This window comes from Leptotrichia sp. oral taxon 221, assembly GCF_018128245.1.
Lineage (GTDB): Bacteria > Fusobacteriota > Fusobacteriia > Fusobacteriales > Leptotrichiaceae > JABCPH02.
Map to the genome: position 1 here is coordinate 387529 of NZ_CP072378.1, position 23317 is coordinate 410845.

Annotated in this window: 20 protein-coding genes; 19 read left to right on the forward strand and 1 reads right to left on the reverse strand. The window is 28.6% G+C overall.

Going from position 1 to position 23317, the window contains the following annotated elements:
- The first annotated feature begins 17 nt into the window (after nt 1-17).
- The 15 genes from J4863_RS01810 to J4863_RS01880 all read left to right on the forward strand — a co-directional run bounded on the left by J4863_RS01810 (nt 18) and on the right by J4863_RS01880 (nt 17748).
- On the forward strand, nt 18-467 hold the full coding sequence (locus tag J4863_RS01810; RefSeq protein ID WP_211618790.1) for a hypothetical protein: 450 nt from the start codon (nt 18-20) through the stop codon (nt 465-467).
- 105 nt (nt 468-572) lie between these two features.
- A complete protein-coding gene (locus J4863_RS01815; protein ID WP_211618791.1) occupies nt 573-851 on the forward strand; it encodes a type II toxin-antitoxin system RelB/DinJ family antitoxin in 279 nt (92 codons plus the stop codon).
- Between the two features lie 278 nt (nt 852-1129).
- On the forward strand, nt 1130-3439 hold the full coding sequence (locus J4863_RS01820) for a P-loop NTPase fold protein (RefSeq protein ID WP_211618792.1): 2310 nt from the start codon (nt 1130-1132) through the stop codon (nt 3437-3439).
- A gap of 57 nt (nt 3440-3496) precedes the next feature.
- Entirely contained in the window at nt 3497-4555 is a 1059-nt protein-coding gene (gene leuB, locus J4863_RS01825; RefSeq protein ID WP_211618793.1) for a 3-isopropylmalate dehydrogenase, read from the forward strand.
- 93 nt (nt 4556-4648) lie between these two features.
- Nucleotides 4649-5434, forward strand: a complete 786-nt coding sequence (locus J4863_RS01830; protein ID WP_178938160.1) for an ABC transporter ATP-binding protein — start codon at nt 4649-4651, stop codon at nt 5432-5434.
- A 36-nt stretch (nt 5435-5470) separates the two neighbouring features.
- Complete coding sequence (locus J4863_RS01835) at nt 5471-6541, forward strand: DMT family transporter (RefSeq protein WP_211618794.1); 1071 nt, start codon at nt 5471-5473, stop codon at nt 6539-6541.
- Nucleotides 6542-6629: 88 nt separating this feature from the next.
- Nucleotides 6630-7640: a ketol-acid reductoisomerase gene (gene ilvC, locus J4863_RS01840; RefSeq protein ID WP_211618795.1), complete on the forward strand. Its 1011-nt coding sequence runs from the start codon at nt 6630-6632 to the stop codon at nt 7638-7640.
- Nucleotides 7641-7713: 73 nt separating this feature from the next.
- Complete coding sequence (locus tag J4863_RS01845; protein ID WP_211618796.1) at nt 7714-8670, forward strand: AEC family transporter; 957 nt, start codon at nt 7714-7716, stop codon at nt 8668-8670.
- A gap of 179 nt (nt 8671-8849) precedes the next feature.
- The gene (locus J4863_RS01850; protein ID WP_249111544.1) at nt 8850-9194 is read left to right on the forward strand and encodes a hypothetical protein; all 345 of its coding nucleotides are present in this window, start codon (nt 8850-8852) and stop codon (nt 9192-9194) included.
- A 255-nt stretch (nt 9195-9449) separates the two neighbouring features.
- Entirely contained in the window at nt 9450-14030 is a 4581-nt protein-coding gene (locus J4863_RS01855; protein WP_211618797.1) for an autotransporter domain-containing protein, read from the forward strand.
- Between the two features lie 378 nt (nt 14031-14408).
- Nucleotides 14409-15086 (forward strand): 5'-methylthioadenosine/adenosylhomocysteine nucleosidase, encoded by a 678-nt coding sequence (locus J4863_RS01860; RefSeq protein WP_211618798.1) that lies wholly within the window; start codon nt 14409-14411, stop codon nt 15084-15086.
- A 196-nt stretch (nt 15087-15282) separates the two neighbouring features.
- Nucleotides 15283-16128 carry a sporulation protein gene (locus J4863_RS01865; RefSeq protein ID WP_211618799.1) on the forward strand — a complete coding sequence of 282 codons (846 nt, stop codon included), beginning with the start codon at nt 15283-15285 and terminating at the stop codon, nt 16126-16128.
- 27 nt (nt 16129-16155) lie between these two features.
- Complete coding sequence (locus J4863_RS01870) at nt 16156-17154, forward strand: bifunctional oligoribonuclease/PAP phosphatase NrnA (protein ID WP_211618800.1); 999 nt, start codon at nt 16156-16158, stop codon at nt 17152-17154.
- Between the two features lie 45 nt (nt 17155-17199).
- Entirely contained in the window at nt 17200-17421 is a 222-nt protein-coding gene (locus J4863_RS01875) for a hypothetical protein (protein WP_211618801.1), read from the forward strand.
- 3 nt (nt 17422-17424) lie between these two features.
- Nucleotides 17425-17748 (forward strand): hypothetical protein, encoded by a 324-nt coding sequence (locus tag J4863_RS01880; protein ID WP_211618802.1) that lies wholly within the window; start codon nt 17425-17427, stop codon nt 17746-17748.
- A 53-nt stretch (nt 17749-17801) separates the two neighbouring features.
- On the opposite strand, the gene J4863_RS01885 is transcribed toward J4863_RS01880, so the two are convergent.
- Nucleotides 17802-18917 carry a TetR/AcrR family transcriptional regulator gene (locus J4863_RS01885; protein WP_211618803.1) on the reverse strand — a complete coding sequence of 372 codons (1116 nt, stop codon included), beginning with the start codon at nt 18915-18917 and terminating at the stop codon, nt 17802-17804.
- Nucleotides 18918-19203: 286 nt separating this feature from the next.
- On the opposite strand from J4863_RS01885, the gene mnmA reads away from it, so the two are divergent.
- From mnmA to kdsA, 4 genes are all read left to right on the forward strand, one after another.
- A complete protein-coding gene (mnmA, locus tag J4863_RS01890; RefSeq protein ID WP_211618804.1) occupies nt 19204-20304 on the forward strand; it encodes a tRNA 2-thiouridine(34) synthase MnmA in 1101 nt (366 codons plus the stop codon).
- A gap of 78 nt (nt 20305-20382) precedes the next feature.
- On the forward strand, nt 20383-21300 hold the full coding sequence (locus J4863_RS09500; RefSeq protein ID WP_211618805.1) for a M23 family metallopeptidase: 918 nt from the start codon (nt 20383-20385) through the stop codon (nt 21298-21300).
- Nucleotides 21301-21416: 116 nt separating this feature from the next.
- Complete coding sequence (locus J4863_RS01900) at nt 21417-22364, forward strand: AEC family transporter (protein WP_211618806.1); 948 nt, start codon at nt 21417-21419, stop codon at nt 22362-22364.
- Nucleotides 22365-22455: 91 nt separating this feature from the next.
- Nucleotides 22456-23292, forward strand: a complete 837-nt coding sequence (gene kdsA, locus J4863_RS01905) for a 3-deoxy-8-phosphooctulonate synthase (protein ID WP_211618807.1) — start codon at nt 22456-22458, stop codon at nt 23290-23292.
- The last annotated feature ends 25 nt before the right edge of the window (nt 23293-23317 follow it).

Sequence of the window (23317 nt, forward strand, 5' to 3'; positions counted from 1 at the left end):
CTAGGAGATAAAAAATTATGCGAACTATCAAAGAATGGAATAAAATAATAGAAAATTATTTTAATGAAAATAATATTGAGCATGACAGAAATTATTTGTGTTTTTTTCCTGAAAAAAAAATGCGTTTTGATAAAAAACTTATTTATGATGTTAACGAGGATTTAAGAGAAAGTATTATAGTTTTATTTAAGAAAGACAATATAGAAATATTTTCGTGTGATGTAACATTAAAAATATCTTCAGGAATACAACTTTCAAATATAGGTAAAATAAGGAAAATAGTTCCACGGGAAGAAGTAAAGGTTTTAAAATTAGTAAAAAAAATAATGAGATATAAATTATATTTTAAATTAGATAATGAAAGTAAAGCTTTTAGAATTGATATTTTTTATAGATTTAATAAGAATTGGTTAGTTGAAAATATAAATTATTTGATAGAAAATAGATTAATAGATTTTAAAAAATGAAAAAAGTAAATTTTTTTTGAAAAAGTTAATTAAAATATTGATTTTTGCACTATTTAGTAATATAATTACATTGTATAACAAAAGTATTACAAAGGAGTGGTAAAAATGGCTACAGTAACAGCAAGAGTTGATGAAAATGTGAAAAAGGAAGCAGAAACTCTGTTTAAGAAAATGGGGATTAATATGAGTACAGCTATGAATTTATTTTTGAAGAAGTGTATTTTGGAGCAGGGGATTCCGTTTGAGTTGAAAGTTCCTAATAAAGAAACTTTAAAGGCAATGCAGGAAACTGATGATATTTTGAGTGGTAAAATTGAAAGAAAAGGGTATAATAGTGCTGAAGAATTATTTGAGGATTCAGGGTTTAGAGAAATTAAAGACTAGAATTTAAAGGGAAAAATATGTACAAAAAAAATTTGTTTTTAGTATTGATTATTTATATAAGCTCATATATTTTTAATTATACATATACAAATAAAACATTACATTTTTTTGATTGGTACTACTTAATAACTATGTTATTTATATTTTTATGGAATTATGTAGTAGATAAAAAATCTAAAAAGAATATATTAATACTATATGGGATTTCAACTTTATTATTTTTTCTTATTAAAATTTTAAATAATATACAAGTATTTATATCAGATATAAATAGTTTTATGAAAAGAATAAATAATTGGAATACATACTTAATTGTTGGGATTATAGGAATTTATTTTTTGATTTTAATTGTAATTAAAATATATAAAAAAACTGAAAATATTGAAAAGAGCGATGAAAAACTTTATAAAAATAGAGAAAAAGATAAAGAATTTGTTTTAAATTTTTTAACGAATAATGATAATAAAAATATTTACACATTGGGAATTGATTCGGAATATGGAACAGGAAAAACTTTTATTGTAGAAAAAGCTATTGAAGAATTAGATTATAAAAAATTTGAAATAATAAAAATTAGATGTATGTTACTTGAAAAAGAAGAAATTTATTCATATATTCTAAAAAAAATTAGGAAAATATTGAGTAAAAATTCTATATTTACAGTTAGTTTTGAAAAATTAAGTAACACTTTTTTGAAAACTATAGATAATAAATTTTTTGGAGGTATAAGTGAATTATTATCACAAAATATTGTAATTGATGAAATAGAGTATTTTAAAGAAGTTATAGAAAAACTAAATAAGACAATAATTTTAGTCTTTGATGATATTGATAGAGTAAATGATACAGAAAAAATTGAAAGAATATTATCGTTTATAAGTGATTTTTCAATTAAAAATATAAAAATATTAGTATTATTTAATTCTCAAAATTTAAAAAATATAAATGAAAAATATAATAGAAACTATTTAGAAAAATATATTCCTGTAACTAGAAAAATAACAAATATACCATTTATAGAATTATTAAAAAAAGAAATAACATCAAATAATTTGAATGAAGAAGATTTCAAATTTTTATATATAATTGAAAAGAAAGATATATATATATATCCAAAAGAATATCAAAAAATGAGGGATGTATTTCAATTTAATTATGATTTTGAAATTTTAGTAAAAGGGGAAATAGAAATAGGCTCTTTAGAATTTTCTCCGAGAATGATAAAAAATTTTATAGAAGAAGTGTCCAATTTTTTAAAGTTAAATTCTGAATGGAAAATTGAAAAGAGGTTACTTATTGCATATGTTTTTTTGAAAAATTTGTATTATGATGAATTTTATGAAAAAATAGAAAATACTTCAAAGAGCTTTGTAGAAATATTTCCAATAAAATTAAATTTTGAAAATAAGGATATAAATTTGACATTAGAGGATTTGGATTTGTTAGAAAATATTGTTAAAAATAAATCAAATATCCTATCTAATGAGAATAAATATTATGGTAATTATAAAGATATAAATGATAAAAGAATTTTTTTTGATGACAATTTTTTTGGAAATAGTCATATAAATTATTATTTAAATAAAATAGGAGAAAAAAGTAATAATCTTCTTATTGAAGAAAAATTAGATATAATAGAACAATTTTTGAAAAATAATGAAAATTATTCTGTTGAAACAGAAAATTTATTAATATATACATTATTTAATTATCCTTTGTACTTAGATAATAAAGATTATAAAGTCAAAGAAAGAATAGATAAAATTGAAAAGGCAATAAAAAAATTGACATATTTAGGAAATAAAGAATATTTATCTGCTAAGGAAAAATTTTATCGAAAATTCAAGGAAAGTTTAAAGAAAGAACATATTGAAGAAATAAGAAATGATTTTGATAAAATATTTAATGAGTTTTATCATGATAGTAATGGAAATACACTTTTTTATTTAGGAATCCCTCCAGGTATTAGTGCAATGGAAGCAGTTATTATTTTAGGAACAATAGAAGAACAGGAAAGGTTTCTAGATATGATTTTGTACGATGATAAAGATAAAATATCAAATGTTTACATAGAAGCATTTTTAAAAAGTGATATAAAGAAATCAGAATTATCTGATAAAATTATTGAATATTTTTTGAAGGATAAAATAAAAATAAGTAAAGATACTTTATATAAGATAATAGAAAATATGGAAAGATTTTTATTTCATTTCCATATTTATAATAATAGAAATCCTTTAAAAAAATTCTATAAAGAATATCTAGAAAATTTAAAAATACAGTTAGAAATATCCAAAAATAATAATTCTGAGATTTTCAAAGAATTAAATTTTATTGAAAAAGTTTATAATAAATATTTTGATTTTATTGACAAATTATTGGAAATGTTAAATGATAATAAATTAAATATTGTAAATAGAGGAATAGAAACAAATATATCGACTAAAACAATAAAGCCAATAGAAAAAATAAAAAATGAAGATGATGAAAAATTGAAAAATGAAAAATTAGAAGAAATTTTTAATATGGGAATAATCAATTTACAAAGTATAAGAGAAGCATATAAAGAAGTTAATGAAAAAGATTGATAAAAATTAAAAAAAGTAATAAAAATTTTAAATATAAAAAGAAAGGAAGTAAAAAAAATGAACTACAAAATTGCATTATTAAAAGGGGACGGAATTGGTCCAGAAATCGTTGATGAAGCGGTAAAAGTTTTGAATAAAATTGGAGAGAAATTTGGGCATAAATTTGAGTATACGCAAGGATATTTGGGAGGAGAATCTATTGATAAATATGGGATTCCTTATTCTGAAGAAACTGCGAAAATTTGTAAAGAAAGTGACTCGATTTTGTTGGGATCAGTTGGAGGGCCTAAATGGGATAATGTTGAACCTGATAAAAGACCTGAAAAAGGGCTTCTTGCGATAAGAAAAGACTTGGGAGTTTACACAAATTTAAGACCAGCGGTTTTGTTTAAACAATTGAAAAGTGCTAGTCCATTGAAGGATGAAATAATTGGAGAAGGGCTAGATGTAATGATAGTTAGAGAGCTTACAGGAGGAATTTATTTTGGACCTAGAGAATATTCTGATGAAAAAGCTGTTGACACATTGCCATATACAAAAGGGGAAATTGAAAGAATTGCAAAAAAAGCATTTGAAATTGCAAAATTAAGAGGGAAAAAAATTACAAGTGTGGATAAACATAATGTTTTAGATACTTCAAAATTGTGGAGAAAAACAGTAAATGAACTTGCAAAAGATTATCCAGAAGTGGAAGTTTCACACATGTATGTGGATAATGCTGCAATGCAATTAATTGCAAATCCAAGACAATTTGATGTAATTTTAACAGACAATATGTTTGGAGATATTTTATCAGATGAAGCTTCAATGCTTACAGGATCTTTAGGAATGTTGCCATCAGCAAGTTTAGGAGACGGAAAAGTTGGACTTTATGAGCCAAGCCACGGTTCAGCACCAGACATTGCAGGACAAAATATAGCAAATCCAATTGCAACAATTTTATCAGCAGCAATGATGTTAAGATACGCATTTAACTTGACAAAAGAAGCAGATGCAATTGAAAAAGCAATCGAAGAAGTGTTGGAAGATGGATTCAGAACAGTAGATATTTATACTGATGGAATGAAAAAAGTTGGAACGGCTGAAATGGGAACTGAAATTGCTAATAGAATATAATTTACTTTTTTAAATTTTCTCAAAATTAATTTTATGTAAATAATCGAAAAATAATTTTTATAAACAATAACAAAAAAGAAAGGATGGTTTTTTATGGAAGAAATTTTACATTACGAAAACATAACTTTCAGACGAGAAGGAAGAGAAATTTTAAAAGGTGTTGACTGGCACATAAATAAAGGAGAAAACTGGGCTTTGTTAGGATTAAATGGTTCTGGGAAATCTACCCTTTTGGGAATGATTCCAGCCTACACTTTTCCAACTTCAGGAGAAGTGCGAGTTTTTGGGCATAAATTTGGAAATTATGCTTGGACAAAAATTCGAGATAGAGTTGGTTTTGTGAGTTCTACTTTGAATAATTTTTTGAGTACATTAAATTCGCAAAAATTAAAAGATATTGTAATTTCTGGGAAATTTAATTCGATTGGAATTTATCAAGAAGTGACGGATGAAGATAGGAAAAAAGCTGAAAAAATAATTGAAGATTTTGGGATAACTTACATTAAGGATAAATATTTTGCAACATTGTCACAAGGTGAGCAAAGACGGACATTACTTGCACGGGCATTTATGAATGAGCCAGATTTATTGATTTTAGACGAACCTTGTTCAGGATTGGATGTAAAATCTCGAGAATATTTATTGTCTGTTTTGGAAAAAAATTCTAAAAATGAAAATGCGATTCCATTTATTTATGTGACACATCAAATCGAGGAAGTGATTCCAGCGATAACTCATGTGACACTTTTAAAGGATGGTAAAGTTTTTGCAAAAGGTAGAAAAAAAGACATTTTGACAGATGAAGTTTTATCGGAAATGTTTGAGATGCCAGTAAAAGTTGTTTGGGAAAATGATAGACCTTGGTTGATTGTGAAGTAAATTCAGTAATCACTTAGAAGGAGTTGATTTATTTAGATGGATAAAAGCAGAAAATTTATGGCAGTAATTTTAGCATTACTCGCAGCTATTTTTTATGCAATCAATACACCATTTTCTAAAATACTTTTGAATAAGATTTCGCCTACATTTATGGCATCTTTTCTATATCTAGGAGCAGGAATTGGTGTAGGTATTATGTACTTATTTCATAGAAAAGATGAGGAAAAGCATGAAAAATTAACTAAGTCAGATCTTCCATATACTATTGGAATGATTGTTCTTGATATTGCGGCACCTATATTCCTAATGATTGGTATAAATATTGGTTCAGCTTCAAATGCTTCATTGCTTGGTAATTTTGAAATTGTAGCAACAACCCTTATTGCTCTTCTAGTATTTAAGGAAAAAGTAACATCAAAGTTATGGATTGCTATTGGTTTTATTACAATATCAAGTATAGTTCTTTCATTTGAAGGAGCTGAAAGTTTCAAATTTTCTTTAGGTTCATTATTTGTAATATTAGCAACTTGTTGTTGGGGACTTGAAAATAATTGTACTAGAAAACTTTCAGATAAAAGTACTTATGAAATTGTTACTTTAAAAGGATTTTTTTCTGGTGGTGGTTCGTTTATAGTTGCTCTCATTTTAGGAGAAAGTATTCCTGAAATTAGATATATATCAATTGCTTTGTTACTTGGATTTGTAGCATATGGACTCAGTATTTTTATGTATATCAGAGCACAAAGAGATTTAGGTGCTGCAAAAACTAGTGCATATTATGCTGTAGCTCCATTTGTAGGTACTTTCTTAGCGTTTGTAGTAAATGGAGAAAAACTTACTTTGCTGTACTTTGTTGGACTTATTTTTATGTTAATTGGAAGTGCATTTGTTGTATATGATACAATGGTTAAATATCATAGTCATAGCCATTCACACATAATAGTTCATACACATGATGGGACAATACATACGCATGTTATTACTCATGAGCATGGTCATAGTCATTTTATATCAGAAGAAAGACACGAGCATAATCATGAAGACTACATGAATAGTGAAGAACATAAATTGTTACATAAAAAGGATAAAAAAATTAAAAATATATAAAATATATTAATACCTAAAAAAAAAATATTTGCAAATATTTTTAAAAAGTGTATAATATATACATACAAAATTTAGGAGGATTATAAAAATGGCAGGAAATATTTTAGGAACAACAGTTTACTACGATGCTGATTGCGATTTAAGTAAATTGGAAGGTAAAAAAATTACAGTTTTAGGGTATGGATCTCAAGGACATGCTCATGCATTAAATTTAAAAGAAGGTGGATTTGATGTAACTGTTGGACTTAGAAAAGGTTCTAAATCTTGGTCAGCAGCAGAAGAAGCTGGATTTACAGTAAAAGAAACTGCAGATGCTGTAAAAGGTGCTGACATCGTTATGATCTTAATTCCAGATGAATTACAAGCAGAAACTTATGCAAAAGATATCGCACCAAACTTAAAAGAAGGAGCATACATTGCATTTGGACACGGATTTAACATTCATTTCAAAAAAATTGTTCCAAGAGAAGATATAAGTGTATTTATGGTTGCACCAAAAGGACCTGGACACTTAGTAAGAAGAACTTTCCAAGAAGGAAGTGGAGTACCTTGTTTAGTAGCTGTAGAAAAAGATGCAGCAGGAGATGCTATGGAAGTAGCTAAAGCTTGGGCATCAGCAATTGGTGGAGGAAGATCAGGAATTCTAGAAACTACATTCAAACAAGAAACTGAAACTGACTTATTTGGAGAACAAGTAGTATTATGTGGTGGAGTTGTAGAACTTATGAAAGTTGGATTTGAAGTATTGACAGAAGCTGGATATGACCCAGTAAATGCTTACTTTGAATGTATTCATGAAATGAAATTGATCGTTGACTTAATCTACGAAGGTGGACTTGCGACAATGAGAAATTCTATTTCAAATACAGCTGAATATGGAGATTACATCACAGGACCAAAAATTATTACACCTGCAACTAAAGAAGCTATGAGAGGTGTTTTAAAAGACATCCAAAGTGGTAAATTTGCTGATGATTTCTTAGCAGATTACAAAGCAGGACAACCATTCTTAAAAGAAAAAAGAGAAGAGTTTGCTAATCACGGAGTGGAAAAAGTTGGAGCGGAATTAAGAAAATTAATGCCTTGGATTAAAAAATAGTTGATATAAAAATAAATAGGCTGGGATCCTCCCAGTCTTTTTTACTAAAAAATATAGAAAGAGTTGGTGACGGATGATATTTTTAACATCACTTACGAGCATATTTGGAATAGTTTTTATTATAGGATTAGGATATGTTCTAAGAAAGAAAAATTGGTTTCATGACAGTTTTAGTGCGAATATTTCAAAATTGATAACAAATGTAGCATTACCTGCTTCAATATTTTATTCAGTTTTAAAATATTTAAAGTTAGAAGAATTATTAAAATTATCAGATAGATTAATATATACTTTTGCTTCAGTAATTATCGGTTATGTTGTTGCAATTTTATTGATAAAAGTTTTTAAAATTAGAAGTGGTAGACGAGGGGTATTTATAAATGCCGTAGTTAATGCTAATACAATTTTTATAGGAATGCCGTTAAACGTAGCTTTATTTGGTGAAGCAAGTATGCCATATTATTTGATGTACTACATTACTAATACGGTATCGATTTGGACATTGGGAGCATTTTTTGTTGCAAACGATCCTATTTATGATAGTGAAAATTTAGGGAAAAAAGGATTTGACTGGAGAAAATTGTTATCTCCACCATTAGTAGGATTTGTAATAGCATTAATATTTTTAGGATTTAGAATACCAGTTCCTGAATTTATTTCTTCGACATTGAATTATATTGGAAGTATTGTTACACCATTGTCATTGATGTATATAGGAATAGTTTTGGCAGATGCTGGACTTCATAGTATTCATTTTGATAGAGATACAATATTAGCTTTAGTTTGTAGATTTGTTTTGTCAGCAGCTGTGATGATGGCATTAATAATGTTAAATGCTGCTGTTTCAAATGATTTTACAGCTTTAGATAGAAAAACATACATGATACAAGCTACTGCACCAGTATTTGCAGTATTGCCAATTTTAGTTCACGAAGCTAAAGGAGATGTAAAATACGCTACAAATGTGGTAACAACAAGTACAATTTTATTCGTAATTGTTATACCGACAATTTTATCATTTGTAAAATAATTTTTAGGGAGCTAAATGGCTCTCCTTTTTTTATGAATCATTTTAAATTTTTTTGTAAAATTGAAAATAATTATATACTTTTTTTGAAAAATATAGTATAATTAATTATACAAGTAATATATTTGAATTTTAAAAAGTTTGGTAATTATTGTATAATTTAAGCTTTGGAGGGAAAAACTATGTTTGATAAATTATTAAAAGAAGGAAAAGAATTAACTGATAAAGCAGTAGACAAAGTGAAAGACGTTGCAGACGGAGATGTTGTAAAAAACGTAACAGAAGGTGCAAAAGATTTGGCAGATAAAGCAACAGATGCGGCAAAACATTTAGGAGATAACAAAATTGTGAAAAATATTGCTGAAGGTGCAAAAGACCTAGCGGATAAAGCAACAGATGCAGCAAAACATTTAGAAGATAATAAAATCGTAAAAAATGTTACTGAAGGAGCCAAAGACTTGGCAGACAAAGCAACAGAAGGTGCAAAAGATTTAGCAGATAAAGCTGGTAAAATTTTTAAAAAATAAAAGGGTATAAAATTTTGTGTAAACTCAAAAAATAATATTATTATGGTACAGGGTGGTATTTTATCATCCTGTTTTTTATTTTATTAAAATATCAGTAAAAAAAAGTTTACTTTTTTAAAAAACTTTTATATAATTAAAGAAAGGTCAGTATAAAGGTAAAGTTAGTATTTTATCTTTAAAAATTAAAAAAATTGAACTGTAATGAAAGAATGTAGAATTTTAACAAATTTTTTTGATTTTTAGAAAGGAAGAAAGATGACAAACAATTTAAAGGAATTTAGTAAAGAATTAAAATCGTTTGCTAAAAGAGTAAAAGATTTTAAATATACAGATTCAGCACTTATCACATTTTTATTAACTGGTGCAATAGGAAGAAGTGCGTCAGTTAATCACTTTTCAGAAGGAAATGATATTGAAATTCAGCCAATAGCGAGAAATACTTCAATTAAAACAACTTGGGGAGGTTGGCAATATGGAATAAATGGATTTTACAATAATTGGCAAGGACATTACAAGGGGCATGGAGATAAAGTAAAAGATGTTAAATATATTAGGAGTACAGATCCTTTATATAAAAAAACAGTGACAGATCATAGCAATAATGATAACAACAACAGTATTAATAACAACGATAACAGTAATGCTGGAGCAGTTCATGCAAATAATGGTGAAATAATAACAATGAACAAAACTTCCCTCTCTTCAACGCCAGATGTTTCCATAATAGGTGGAATAGATTCTCAAACTAATAAATATACAAAATTCGGACTTCTCGCTGAAAATGGTGGTGTCATTAATGCACAAAAAAACTGGATAAAAGTGACAGATAGTCCAATGAATACGGTTTCAATCAATAATGCAAAAATTGATTTAGAAGGTAGCAAAGTAGAATATAAAGGAAAGGGGTACGCACTATATACTGATAGTACAAGTAGTTCTACAAATGCAATTAATATGAAAGATGCGACATTGGTTTTAGACGGAAAAGCCATTGGATACGTTTTTGATCAAGCTAGACCAAATGTTGTAAATTTTAACAATACTAATATTGATGTGCTTTCTGATGATGTAGTGATTGCAGATTTACGAAATTCTGTAACACCTATTGTTATAGATATAGAAAATAAGGCTGGTAATGATAGCTTGAAAAGTCAGTTGCTTAGGGGAAATAATGTAAATATTACAAGTTCAAATGGAAAAACAAATTATAAATATGCTTTGGTGGATGATGCTACAATTCAAATAAAATCAGCAGTTGATAAGGCAAATTTAATAAGTGATTCAGATAGCGAGGTATTTACAAAAAGATCATTGTACCAAAATTCAAGATTGCATGTGGAGGCATTTGGTTCAGTAAAAGCTGAATTAAATACGGCTCAAATGAATGCGATAGACGATAGATTTTTAGCACCAGTGGGACTTGCAATTGCTGGAAGTTCAAAATCAGTTGATAATAGTACAACAGAAATTGGTAATAAAGGTAAAGTTTTTGTTGACAGAACAGATGCTGGACAAGGTGGAATAGGATTTTTAGCTGATTATGGTTGGCTTAATAATTATAATGCTGGTAAATTAGAAGTAGAGTATAGTAGTGTGCCAGGTGTAACAGTAACACCTAATGATGGAGCAGTTGGAATGTATGGAACAAATAATTCAAATATGGTAAGTTCTGGTCCAATACGTGTTGGTGGTAAAAACTCATTTGGAATTTTGGGACTTTCGTATAAAATAGACTCTTCTACAGGTTTAGCTATAGATCCATCTAATGAACCTTATTTTAATAGTGCTTTACATCGAGAAAATTTTGGGAAAATAGATATTATGAATTTACCATGGGGAGAAATTTCAATGTATGGTGATGGAGCAGTTGGAATATTTACAAAAAATAACAGTATCGATCCGACAATAAAATCTATTCCATCTACATCTAAAGCCTGGCTTGTCGGTGTAAATGAAGGGACTATTACAATATATGGAAATAATCATGCAATTGGAATGGGATCTAATTTTGGTGCTGTTACAAATTATGAAGGTGAAGATCCTAATACCCATGTCGTTCAATCTGGAATAATTAATGTACTTGGTACACAATCATTTGGAATGTATGGAACAAATAATACTGATTTGAAAAATTTTGCGATAATAAATGTTGCTCCAACTTCTCCTGGAAATGAATCGATAGGAATGTATGGAGATGATCCAGAAACAAAAGTATATATGTTGGAATTTGAGAATGGAAGTAGAATAGTAAGAGACAGTATAATAAATATTGGACAATCTTCATATGGTATTTTTGCTAGAAACATAGAAATGAATGGTGGTACGATAAATGTAGGAAATGACGGAGTAGGAATTTACTCTCAAGGACCAGATGTCGATCTTACTGGAGGAAAAATTATTGTAGCAAATAACAATGCAGTAGGAATATACATTGACGATGCTACTGTAGCTCCAAAACCTACGATTGTTAAAGGAAATTTAGATATGAAAGTTGGGACGGATTCAGTTGGATATTTGATAACAGCTTCAAATACTAAGACGGATATAAAAACAAAAGCACCGAATGATATTCATATAGGAGAAAATTCAGTTTACATCTATTCAAAAGCACCACAAAGTTTAGGTGGAAAAATTGAAACAGAATCAAAACTTGTGACAGATGGAAGCAACAGCTATGGAATCTATTCATCTCAAGATTTTGTAAATCGTGGAGATATTAATTTGAAATCAGGAGCTGGAAATATTGGAATTTATTCATCTCAAGGAATTGGACAAAATTATGGAACAATTGAAGTTGGTCCAAGTAATGTGGCAACTGGAAAATATGGAGTTGGAATGGCAACAGGAAGTGGAACAGTAGAAAATTATGGAAATATCAATGTTACAGAAAATAACAGTGTTGGAATGTATGCTTCAGGTTCTAGTGCAAAAGCAATAAACAGAGGAACTATTAATTTGAAAGGCGATGATACAGTTGGAATGTACATTGACAATCATGCTACTGGAGAAAATTATGGAACAATTCAGACAACGCCAACTGCAAGTGGAACTGGAACTGGAATAAAAGGTGTAGTCGTCAAAAATGGAGGAATTATTAAAAATTATGGAATAATAAAAATTGTTGGAAGTGGTAATACTGGGGTGTATACTGACGTAGCCAGTGCATACCAAATTCAAGGAGGAAGCAGTAATACTTCAACAAACGCATCTTCACTTGGAACGGCAGTTAGTATGACAGTAGCAGAAAAATCAGTAGTAAAAACACCAGCGCATCCAAGTCCAGTATCAATACCGATACCGGCTGTACAAGTTGAACCATTAATAGATGATGGAAATGTAATTTTGCCACAAGTACCAGGAAGAAATTTACCAGGTGATAATCATAATTATGTAATAAATGATTCAAGTGTAGAAATGTATGTGGATACTTCAGGAATAAATCATACAAATCCTATACAAGGTTTGAGTAATTTATCAGGAATTACAGACATAAATTTAATAATGGGAACAGAAGTTACTAATTCTTTAAATGCAAAAGCGATCCAAATAGGAGATAATATTTTACAACCATACAACAATACTTTAGGAAGCGATATACCAACTGGAGCTAAGGTAAATGCAGATTCAGCAAGTTTGACTTGGAAAGCATATTTAGTAGAATCAGGAAATGTGACAGCACCGATAAAAACTGTATATATGATAAAAATTCCTTATACTAATTTTGCAAATGAAAATGATACCGATAATAGAAATTTCTTAGATGGACTTGAACAAAGATATGGTGTTGAAGATGTCAATTCTAGAGAAAAACAAATTTTTAATAGATTAAATGATATAAGAAAAGATGAAACACACATATTTAAACAAGCTGTAAATGAAATGAAAGGTTACGAATATTCGAATACTCAGCAACGAATTAATGCGACTGGAAATGAATTAGACAAGGAAATTGGATATTTACAGAAAGATTGGGAAAATTCATTTGACAAAAATGACAAGATTAATCTATTTGGAATGAGAGATCAGTATAAAACAGATACAGCTGGAGTTGTGGACTATGACAGTGATGCCTATGGAGTAGCTTATGTTCACGAAGGCAAAACATCCAAAACTGGAAATGATTCTGGATGGTATGCTGGAGCAGTTACAAATCAATTTAAGTTTAAAGATTTAGGAAAATCGACTGAACAAGATACAATGATTAAAGCTGGAATATTTAAAACAATATGGCCAAAAAATGATCAAAATAGTTCATTAAAATGGATAATTTCAGGAGATGTATTTGGTGGAATAAATAGTATGCACCGTAAATTCTGGGTTGTAGATGATACATTTGAGTCTAAAGCTAATTATTACACCTATGGAGCAGCTTTAAAAAATGAATTAGGCTATGATATAAGATTGTCTGAAAAAATTCATTTGCGACCTTATGGAGCTTTAAAAATGGAATATGGACGATTTACAGACATAAAAGAAGATAATGGTCAAATAAACTTGGAAGTTAAAGGAAATGATTATTTCTCAGTTAAGCCTGAAATTGGAGCGGAGTTTAAATATATTCAACCATTGTCAGTAAATACCAATTTATCAGTCGGGCTTTCGGCAGCATATGAAAATGAACTTGGAAAACTTAATAGATTAAATCAGGCTAGAGTTCGTTATACTACAGCAGATTGGTATAATTTGAGAAATGAAAAGGAAGATAGAAAAGGAAATGGAAAATTTGACTTAAATTTTGGAATTGATAGTGTAAGATTTGGATTAACAGCGAATTTAGGATATGATACTAAAGGTAAAAATATTAGAGGCGGACTAGGATTTAAGATGAGTTATTAAAAATTTAGATAATTATTTAAAAAGAGACTGTTTCATAAAGTTGATTTTATGAAGTACAGTCTCTTTCAATTTTATACTCAAAACTATTTAAATTATGTAAATTTAAGAGTTTAGTAAAATAGTCATGTTCTTTGAGTTTAGTTTTAAAGCAGTTTTACTATAAAATATACAGTAATGAAATTAATTTTAAGAAAATTATCAAATGTTGTATTTAATATTGCAATTTATGGTTTACTAAAAACGAAATATTTATTATAATATACACAATGAAAAAGTTTCAAAAATAAAATTAGATTAGACTAAAAAAATTGAAATAATAATTTTAAAGAAAAGTTTATGACATAGAAAAAACGAATAGGAAAAACGAGAGGAGAAGAAATGATAGGAATAATCGGTGCTGTAGATCAGGAAGCGATTGAGATAAAAAAAGAAATGACAGATGTTACTCAAGAAGAAATTGGAGGGATATCATTTTATAAAGGAAAACTTTGCGAAAAAGATATTGTTTTTGTGCAATCTGGGATTGGGAAGGTGAATGCGGCTTTGACTGCGACACTTTTGATTAATATATTTGATGTAGAAAAGGTTATTTTTTCTGGGGTTGCTGGGTCGCTTAATAAGGAATTGAATGTTGGAGATATTGTTATTGGAACAGATGTTGTTCAGCATGATGTTGATGCGACTGAGTTTGGATACAAATTAGGGCAAATTCCTCAAATGAAAGAGTGGGCATTTGAAGGAGATAAAGAGTTAATTGAAAAGGTAAAATCGCTTAGGGAGAGCAAGGAAAGATTGTTTTTTGGAAGAATTTTGACAGGTGATCAGTTTGTGAGTAAAAAAGATGTGAAAATTTCGTTGGGAAGTGATTTTTCAGCACTTTGTGTGGATATGGAAAGTGGAGCTGTGGCACAAGTTTGTACAAGATTAGGAAAAGGATTTTTAATAATTAGATCGATTTCTGATTCAATAACAGATGAGTCAGGAATGGAATACAACAAATTTGTAGAATTAGCTGCAAAAAATTCAAAAAAATTAGTGAAGGAAATTTTAAGATAAATTTTATGATGATGTAAAAAATATTGTGATAAAATTAGATTTTAGGAAATAAAAAAATATTGCATTTAATATTGCAATTTAGAACAATAAAAAGGAAGGAGAGAGAATTTTTATAATTTATAATAATTCTTAAGAAATAAGTTGATTTATTTTTAGAGAAGATAAAAAGTATAAATTTATAAAAATTTAAAAAGAGATGAGTTTTCGTATTAATCCATTTAAAATATTGAGAATAGTTGGAATAATAGGAGTAATAACATATGCGGGTGTTGAATATTCTAATTATAAAAGTAGAGTTGTGAAAGAGACTTCAGAAATAACAAAAGATATAAAAATTAGAAGAAAAGATTTTTATATGACACAAGATTATAAAAATAATTTGACAGTTCCTCAACAGACTGTTGATCAAACGAATAAGGATGTTGCACAGGTCATAACTTCTAAAGATTCAGATACTAAAAAAGTTGATTTAGTAAATAATGGGCAGAAAAAGGATGATTCGACTGAACAAGTAAAAAATAATTCCGAACAAGCTAATGAGGAAGCAAAAAAACAAGAGGAAGCTAAAAAGAACGAAGAGGCAAAAAAACAAGAAGAAGCTAGAAAGAAAGAGCAACAAGAATTAGAGACTAAAAGGGAAAAACAAGAGGCACAAAGAAAGGCTGAAGCCGCCGCTACAAAAGCTGCTGCCGAAAAGAAAGCACAACAACAAGCTGAAGCTGCAAAAATTGCTGCTGCTAAAAAAGCTCAACAAGAAGCCGCTGCCAAAGCAAAAGCCGAAGCCGCTAAGAAAGCTGCCGCTGCTAAAAAAGGACCAAAAAAATATTTACAAGTAGCATCACTAGCCTCTGAATCAACTGCAAAAGCTACTGTAAGAAAATTAGGAGGAAACTTCAGATACCAAAAATCTTCGGTTAATGGACGTACTGTTTATGTTGTAATGTCAGCTATGACAGATAATCCAAGTACATTAAGTGCGATGGAAAGACAAGTAAAAAGTAGAATTGGAGCAGGTTATATAGTTAGAACGATTGGAAAATAGAGTAAAAATAAAAGAGGAGAAAAATATATGATAAAAAATTATAAAAGGAATTTTAGGGGGAATGTAACTTTAGCAGAGATTGCTGAAAAGATAAAAGAGGTGAAAAGTATAGTTTTGACAGCTCATATTAGTCCTGATGGAGATGCATTGGGATCTATTTTGGCATTTTATTTTATGATAAAAGCATTTTCTAAAAAGGAAAATTTAGAAAAAAAGGTAAGTATTGTGATTGCTGATGAATTGCCAAAGTATATGAAGCATTTTGAAGAGAGAGAATTGATTAAAAATTATGATGAGTTTAAGGTTGAAGGGATGTCAGACTTATTTATTAGCTTGGATTGTGCGAATCAAGAAAGATATGGAAAATCAGTTGAGATAAAGAAATTATGTAAAGAATCAATAAATATTGACCATCATGTAAGTAATACGGAACACGCTGATTTTAATTATGTTGAGGATATTTGCTCGATGGGAGAATTGGTTCATCAATTTATAGAAATTTTTGGAATAGAATTATCAAAAAAAATGGCAGAATTTATGTATCTTGGAATAATAAATGATACAGGAAATTTTAGACATGATAATGTAACGGAGCATACTTTTGAAGTTTGTGCTGATTTAATGAGAGCTGGAGCGAATAATCATAAAATTGCAAATATTATTTTTGCGATGAGTGTTGAAAAAATGAATTTATTTGGCGATGTTTATAAAAATAGTGTTATAGATTTTGAAAAAGGATTTATTTACTATTATTTATCACAGAAACAAATAAAAGAATTTAATCTTAAAAAAGGCGAAACTGATGGAGTTGCCGAAATAATGTTAAAAATTGATGGTATGGAGTTGTCATTGTTTGCAAGAGAAGAAGTGGATGGGACAATAAAAGGAAGTTTGAGATGTAATGATAAATACAATGTAAACGAGATTGCATCAATATTTAATGGTGGTGGACATGTGAAAGCAGCTGGATTTAAAACAGACTTGCCATTTGAAGAAATATTGAAAAAAATCTCAGAAAAATTGTAGATAAATTCTTTTGTTGAGAAATGTCATACAAAGGAGGAGGGAAAAATGTTTAATATGTTTAATTATTTACAATTAAAAGGTTTTAGCAATGAGAAATTGTCAGAACATTTTGAGAAAATATTTGATACGAACACAGAAATAAATAACATACTTATGGGAAATTCAGGAGCTGTATTGAAAGGAATAAAAATTTCTTATTTGGATGAAGAAGAGAAGAATATACATTTTGAGGTTAATATAGAATTAAGTAAAAGGAATGTGATTTAGATTATGACAAAAAAAGAAAATCTTAGAAAAAATAAATTACAAAAAATATTTTTGGCGATGTTTTTTATACTAATGGTTAGTTGCTCATCGGTTGGAACTAGAACGGTTCCTAATTCAAAAGTTGTAAGCCGAAGCGATGTTGTAAAAGCTGGAATGACAGAAGTGAGCAATAAATTTGGAAGAGATATTGATGAAAAAAATGTAGGAATTTACAAAAAAGGTTTTAGAAACTGGAAAGTTATTTTGTATGATGTAGATTGCTATTATCAAGTGTTTGTAACAGAAGATGGAAAAGTAGTTTCAAGCGAAAAATTAGATTACAAATAAAAATGAGGGGAACTCAAACCCCTCAAAAATTTTATTATTATTTTTGAATAATTTTAGCTATCTTTTTTTAAAGCTGAATTTTCATCAGTTTCAAAATTGTAGTTTTCATCGGTATGTTCAGAGTTTTCAGTAGAATTTTTACTAGGATCTTCTAAAGAATCATCTGAAATTTTTAAATCTTGTTTTGAGTCAAGTTCATCTTCTAATTGATCGTCGTCATCTGTAAAAATTGGTTTATACTCACTAGCAATATCTTCTATCGTTTCGATTGAATGATTATCATTTTCGACTTTTTCATTTGTTTCATTTGAAAAATTTTCTGAAGAGATTTCTTTTTGAGAATTATCATTTTCAGTAGAATGTACAATGTTAGAAACCTTGACTTTATCTAAGTCTGAATAATACGAAACACTACTTCCAAATTCATGATTTAAGAAACCATGATTTTGCGAAGAATCATTTTTTGAAGATAACTGAAATTTAGCAGATTCATTTTCATTTTGTTCTGATAATTCAGATGATTCAGAATCTTTTGAAGAAGAATTATTTGAGATGTCTTCAGTAGAAGTTTCTTCAATTTTTTCTTGCGTTTTTGAAAAAATATTATCAAAAAATTCAAGAAAATCTTTTGTAGCAAGATTATTTTTTTCTAGTTTTAACCGAAGCATCGTACCTTCAAGTAATGAAATTAATAATCTCGAATAAGTTTCAGTATCAATATGTTCGTACTGATTCGAAGAATATTTTAAAGTTGTAAGAAAAAATGAAATTCGTAATTCAAGTTTTTTGTAAGATTTATTAAGTTCTTTTCTTGCGTCCTCGTTGATATCAGAAAGTTCTAAAACAAAATTTCCTAAAGGACTCCCACCGTGAAAACGATTTTGCTCGATAGTTTCAAAATATTTTTCAAAAAATTCTTTCAATTTTTCGATAGATAAATCGTTAACGACTTTATTGAAAAATCCAATTAAATTATTTGTATGAAATTTTATAACATCGATTAAGAGTTCATTTTTTGAAGAAAAATTTTTAAAAAAAGTATCGTTTGTAATATTACAACTTTCAAAAATATCCGTTAGGTTAGTGTTGTTGTAACCCTTGTAATAAAAGAGTTTTGAACTCTCATTGATTATAAAACTTTTTTGTTTTATATTTATATTTTCATTCATTTATATACCTCGTATTTTTTAATAATATATATTATTAATTTTATAATTAAAATAAAATATTGTCAATAAGAAATAAGAAAAAAGGTATTAAATTTTTATAGAAATTATTCAGAATTTAGTAGAATAATTTAAGAAAATATGAAAATGTTTTTTTAAATTATTTTACTAAAAATATTTTGTGGGAAATGTGGAAAACTGCAAATGAAAAGGTAAAATAAAAAGAATTCTTACAACTTTACCGTAAGTTATTCAAAATAATTATTTTTGAGAAAGAAAGGAAAAGAAAATGAAAAAGAAAAAAGTTGTATTAGGAATGTCTGGAGGAGTTGATTCTTCTGTGGCAGCAATCCTTTTGAAAGAGCAAGGATATGAAGTAATTGGTGTGTTTATGAAAAACTGGGAAGAAAAGGATGAAAATGGAGTTTGTATGGCTGAGGAAGATTACAAAGATGTAATTGCAGTGGCTGAACAATTGGAAATTCCCTATTATTCAGTGAATTTTGTAAAAGAGTATTGGGATAAAGTATTTACTTATTTTTTAAATGAATATAAAAAGGGAAGAACGCCAAACCCTGATGTAATGTGTAATAAAGAGATTAAATTTAGAGCATTCTTGGATTATGCGATGAAAATTGGTGCAGATTATGTGGCGACGGGGCATTATGCGAGAGTGGTTCATGAAGAAGATGAAAATGGTAAGATAAAATCGACAATGCTTCGTGGAGTTGATAATAATAAGGATCAAACATATTTTTTATGTCAGTTAAATCAAGAGCAGTTGGAAAAAGTGCTATTTCCAATTGGGGATTATGAAAAGCCAAAAATTAGGGAAATTGCAGAAAAATATAACTTGGCTACGGCTAAAAAGAAAGATAGTACAGGAATTTGTTTTATTGGAGAGAGAAATTTTAATGAATTTTTGTCAAAATATTTACCTGCAAAAGGTGGAGACATTGTAAATATTCAAGGAAAAGTTTTAGGAAAACATCACGGATTAATGTATTACACTATTGGACAAAGGAAAGGTATTGGAATTGGAAATACGAAGGAAGGTACTGGAGAGCCATGGTTTGTTGTGGATAAAGATTTAGAGAAAAATCAGTTGATTGTAACACAAGGAGATAATTCGTTGCTTTACTCAAAAGGTTTGGTTGCGACAGACTTTAATTTTATTAATCCTGGTGATGTTTCTTTTCCTTTAGAATGTACTGTTAAATTTAGATATAGACAAGCAGATACGAAAGCTACAATTAATGATTTGGGAAATGGAGAATATGAAGTGATTTTTGATGAGCCACAAAAGGCGGTTACGTTAGGGCAAATCGTGGTTGCGTATAAAGGTGAAGAATGTTTAGGTGGAGGAGTTATTGACAAAATTTTGAAATAAAAATCAAATTTTGCGTAATTCATTAAATTAAAAATGATTGGAAGATTAATAAGAGAAAGGTTTTAATGTATATAAAATATGGAAAATAATAATTTTAAATTTGAAGATGAAGAAAAATCAAGTTCTAAAAATAAAATAATTTTGGGAATTTTTGTAGTAGTGGTTTTAATTTTAGCAGTTTTATTATTTCTTCATAAAAGTCCTAAAATGAATGATGCATTTAACAGTGAAGATGCAATAAATCGGATTAATCCAGTAAAAGATCCTAAGATAACATATTTTAATTATGGTGGGGAAGAAAAGCCGAATATGGCGAAATTTGGAATGGTTCGTAGAGGTGGAACCCGACCACATCAAGGTGTGGATATTTTTGCTAAGCCTGGGACAGATGTTTTTGCAGTTTTAGATGGTAAAATTGTGGATTTGTATGCTGATAAAAATGGATATGGATTGAATTTATATTTGGAAGTGAATCCTAATGATCTTGAAAAATTAAAAAGGAGTGATTATAAGCCAAAAGAATCATTTGGAGAAAAACTTTTTGGAACAAATTATAATTTTATGGCAAAGCCGAAGTATATAAGATATGCTCACATGAGTAAGGTCTTTGTGAAATTGGGAGATACGGTGAAAGCTGGTCAAGTTATTGGAAAAACAGGTGTGACTGGAAATGCTAATAAAGCGAGAGATCCACATTTGCATTTTGAAGTAGCTTTTGAGATGAGAGGAAAAGGGCTTATGAATAGAGTTTGTCCTTTAATGTATTTTAAGATTAAAACTGAAGATGAAATGACAAAACAAGATATTCAAGTTCAGAGAGAGGCAAGTAAAGTGGAATGGACTGAAAATAAAGGATACGAAATTGGTTATAGAACTCAAAGTGTGTTTGCAGCAGAAGATGAAAAATTAAGACTAGAAGAAGAGGCTAAAAAGAAAAAATTAAAAGAGGCAACTAAAATTCCAGAAAAAACTTCAAAAAAAGTTGTGAAGAAATAGTTATATTTTTTAAAATATTTGATATAAAAAATCATTTAAAAAATTTAAAATTCAAGGAAAATATGATATACTAAGAATATAATTTATTTTTGTTAACGAATGAAAGGGGATGATGGGTGAAAGACTTTATTTTTAGTTTAAATGCTACAATGCCTGTGTTTTTACTAATGGCATTAGGATTTATTTTTAATAAAATAGGAGCAATTGATGAAAATTTTGCAAATAAATTAAACAATTTTGTATTTAAAATTTCATTGCCAATTTTACTTTTTAGAGATTTATCAGTTTCAAATTTTATCGAAGTTTGGGATGGGAAATTTGTATTATTTTGTTTTTTAGCAACATTTTTTTCGATAATTATAATGATGATTTCTTCAAAATTATTGAAGGATAAAGATATTAGAGGTGAATTTATTCAAGGTGGATTTAGGAGTAGTGCAGCATTGTTAGGTTCGGTGTACATTCAAAATATTTATGGAAAATCAGGAGCTGTTTCTCTAATGATAATCGGAGCCGTTCCACTTTATAATATAACTTCAGTAATTGTCTTAATGCTAATGAAACCAGGCAATAATCAAAAATTAGATAAAACACGGATTGTAAAAACCTTAAAAGGAATAATGAAAAATCCAATAATTTTAGGAATTTTAGTTGGAATATTGTGGTCGCTATTTAGAATTCCGCAACCATTTATTATGAAAAAAACAATTGCGAGCATGGCTGGACTAGCGAGTCCTCTAGGATTGCTTGCATTGGGAGCATCATTTAATTTAAAAGAAGTATTTTTACAAATAAAACCAACATTAGCAGCCTCAACTTTTAAATTAGCAATTTTTGTGGCGATATTTCTTCCTGTGGCAATAATCTTAGGTTTTAGAACTGATAAATTAATAGCAGCTTTAGTAATGCTAGGAGGAGCTTCTACAGTAACAAGTTATACGATGGCAAAAAGTGAAGGTCATCATGGTGCTGTATCAGCTGGTGTTGTGATGTTTACTACGATTATGAGCGTATTTACACTAACTGGGTGGATTTATTTACTAAAAATATTTAATCTAATTTAATTTTAAAAAATAAATAGTATATTGTTGATTTTTTTCTATATATTTGCTAAGATAATAGAAACAGAAAAATTTTTTTGGAAAGGAAAAAATTATGCTAATTGATAATGTAAAAAAGGTTAAAATTACTGATAAAATTACTGTTGGTAATGATAAAATGTTTTTGATAGCAGGACCTTGTGTTATTGAATCAGAAGATTTAGTAATAGAAGTAGCTGGAAAAATGAAAGAAATAACTGATAAATTAGGAATACAATATATTTTCAAAGCATCTTTTGATAAGGCTAACAGGTCATCAATCTCTTCGTTTAGAGGGCCTGGGCTTGAAAAAGGTTTGGAAATTTTATCTAGAGTTAAAGAAAAATACGATTTAGCTTTGGCAACGGATATTCACGAACCTTGGCAATGTAAAGAAGCAGCTAAAGTTATAGATTTATTACAAATACCAGCTTTTTTGTGTAGACAAACTGATTTATTAGTTGCTGCAGGAGAAACTGGAAAAGCAATAAATGTGAAAAAAGGACAATTTTTAGCGCCGTGGGATATGAAAAATGTTGTGAAAAAATTCCAAGAAATTGGAAATGAAAACATTATGCTTTGTGAAAGAGGAGCGACATTTGGATACAATAATTTAGTTGTAGATATGAGAGGATTGCTAGAAATGCGTAAATTTGGATATCCAGTAGTTTTTGATGCAACTCACTCTGTACAAATACCAGGAGGACAAGGTGAGACATCAGGTGGAAACAGTGCTTATGTGTATCCGTTAGCGAGGGCAGCATTGTCAGTAGGAGTAGACGGAGTATTTGCTGAAGTTCATCCAAATCCACAAGAAGCATTATCAGATGGACCAAATATGTTAAAATTAGACGAAATCGAAAATGTATTAACAAAATTGTTGGAATATGATAAATTGACAAAAGAATTATAAAAAGAAAAAAATTTTAGGAGGATAA